Source organism: Pseudoalteromonas sp. SR45-5 (assembly GCF_014163565.1).
GTDB classification, from domain to species: Bacteria; Pseudomonadota; Gammaproteobacteria; order Enterobacterales; family Alteromonadaceae; genus Pseudoalteromonas; species Pseudoalteromonas distincta.
On sequence record NZ_JACJDN010000609.1, the window covers coordinates 1 to 2,383 of the forward strand.

The window sequence follows — 2,383 nt, forward strand, 5'->3', positions numbered from 1 at the left end:
GTTTAAAAACGTTTTTACAATCTCTTCAAGCTCAGAATACTCTTTTGAAAGCGCACGAAAACGGTTTTGATCACTAATGACCGACGGGTCGCTTAGCAGCGCTTGTACTTCTTCATAACGCTCTACTAAGGTTTCTAATTTATTATAAACAGACTCTTTCATTTAACGGTTATTCCTGATCAATACCTAACATTTTTTTCAACTGGTTTAGCTGCGCCACTTCACCTTTTTTCGCTGCATCTTGTATTGCACGGGTAGGCGCGTGCATTAAGCGATTGGTTAATTTATTGGCGAGCTCTAATATAATTTTTTCTGCATCTTTACCTGTATTGAGCTGACTAACAGCACGCTCTACAAGTTCAGACTTAATTGTTTGTACATCGTTTCGATAATGGCGGATTAAATCTACCGAATCGAGTGAACGCATCCACATTGCAAATTCTTTGGTGCGTTCAGTAATAATTATTTGCGCTTGCTGTGCAGCTTGCTCGCGCGCTGCCATATTCTCGCTTACAATGGTTTGTAAGTCATCAACGGAATATAAATAGGCAGCATCTAGCTCCCCAACTTGGCTTTCTATATCACGCGGAACCGCTATATCTATAAATAGCATAGGTTTGTGACGTCGCTGCTTTAGCGCCTGCTCAACCACCCCTTTACCAATAATAGGCAAAGTGCTGGCTGTAGAACTAATCACTATATCGGCTTTATGCAAACGCTCAGGCAATTGCGCCAAAGCAATCACATCTGCCGACACTTCATCAGCTAAGTTACGAGCTCGCTCAATAGTTCTATTTGCAACAGTGATATTTTGAGGCTCATTTTGGTATAAATGTTTAGCAACCAATTCAATGGTTTCACCTGCGCCAATTAATAACACATTGGTCTTATCAAGCTTGCCATAAATATGCTTTGCCAAGTTAACTGCAGCAAACGCTACCGATACAGCACTTGCGCCAATATCGGTTTCAGTTCTAACTTGTTTCGCTACTGAAAATGTTTTTTGAAACAACCTATCAAACGTAACACCTACTGCATCGTGGTTTTTAGCACTAAAAAACGATTGTTTTATTTGCCCCAAAATTTGCGGTTCGCCCAACACCAAAGAATCCAACCCACACGCCACGCGCATTAAGTGATTAATAGCATCGTTATCTTCGTAGCAATAAGTGTTTTTGCTCAGTTCATGTTCATCCAAACCATGGAAACTGGCAAGCCAGCTCAACAGTGTTTGGGAATTTTGCTGAGCGAGGCTACAATAGATCTCGGTTCGATTGCAGGTAGACACAATAACCGCTTCATTAAAGTCGGCATGGCCACTTAATTGTTGCAACGCCTCTGAAATTTGCTCAGGCGAAAAAGCCACTTTTTCACGTAATTCTACGGATGCGGTTTTGTGATTTATACCTAGTGCTATTATGGTCATATTTGCCAAATATTGCTGAGCCCTACTTCAAAGGCGGTAATTTTACCAAAAATCAGCGGAATATGGAAAGTAAGGAACAACATTTGATTCGACAATATTTGATTTTATTCATGTTTTTTTTGTTTTTAGGTGGCTGTGCTCATCAAATTGATACAAAAACAACACTTTATGATGATTGGAAACCACGTTTAGCTGCTCAAAAAACTTGGCAAGTAGAAGGTAAACTTGCATTTATTAGCCCAGAAGAGCGTCAATCTGCAAACTTAAATTGGCAGCAAACAACAAATACCAATAATTTAATACTGACTACTTTTATTGGTACTCGTATTTTATCACTTAAACAAACAACTAACGGTGCTGAATTAGAGTTTGACGGTGAACAATACTTTGATACTAATGCTGCAGAGCTTTTAAAACGATTAACGGGTTTTACACTACCGGTTGATAATGCCGATAACTGGCTTAAAGGCACTATTGACGATGAAAGTTTAATTGTTGATGAGCTTGGGCGTGCAAAGCAAGTATTATGGTTTGATAATACAGGCAAAAAATGGCAAATAGATTATGGCACCTATGTACAAAACGCAGGTTACTGGTTACCTACTAAACTGACGTTAAAGCACCAACAAATAAAAATTAAAATTCAACTATACGATTGGCAGTTTAAATAAGTATGAATAACAAAACCTCTTTTTCACTTATAGCTCCGGCAAAACTCAATTTATTTTTACATATTAATGCTCGCCGAGAAGATGGCTATCATGAACTTGAAACCTTATTTACTTTTTTAAATTTTGGCGATGAGCTGCATTTTGAGTTAACAACAGATGGGAGTATTTCTGTCGGTGGTGATACTAAAGACATCCCTCTAAATGATAATCTCATCTATAAAGCGGCTTTATTATTACAAACACACTGTAAAACCTCTTTGGGTGTAAAAATAAATTTAATTAAGCG

The 2,383-nt window shown here is 38.2% G+C and carries 4 protein-coding genes; 2 read left to right on the plus strand and 2 right to left on the minus strand.

Annotated elements, in window-relative coordinates:
• Positions 1-162 (minus strand): PCRF domain-containing protein (locus tag H5072_RS17065; protein ID WP_182694221.1); only part of this gene is annotated, 162 nt, incomplete at its 3' end.
• Positions 163-169: 7 nt separating this feature from the next.
• On the minus strand, positions 170-1,426 hold the full coding sequence (gene hemA, locus H5072_RS17070) for a glutamyl-tRNA reductase (RefSeq protein WP_024594740.1): 1,257 nt from the start codon (positions 1,424-1,426) through the stop codon (positions 170-172).
• Positions 1,427-1,509: 83 nt separating this feature from the next.
• Here hemA and lolB point away from each other — a divergent pair, with 83 nt between their 5' ends.
• On the plus strand, positions 1,510-2,097 hold the full coding sequence (lolB, locus tag H5072_RS17075; protein ID WP_182694222.1) for a lipoprotein insertase outer membrane protein LolB: 588 nt from the start codon (positions 1,510-1,512) through the stop codon (positions 2,095-2,097).
• Positions 2,098-2,099: 2 nt separating this feature from the next.
• A partial coding sequence (locus H5072_RS17080; RefSeq protein WP_404936339.1) for a 4-(cytidine 5'-diphospho)-2-C-methyl-D-erythritol kinase occupies positions 2,100-2,383 on the plus strand: 284 nt, incomplete at its 3' end.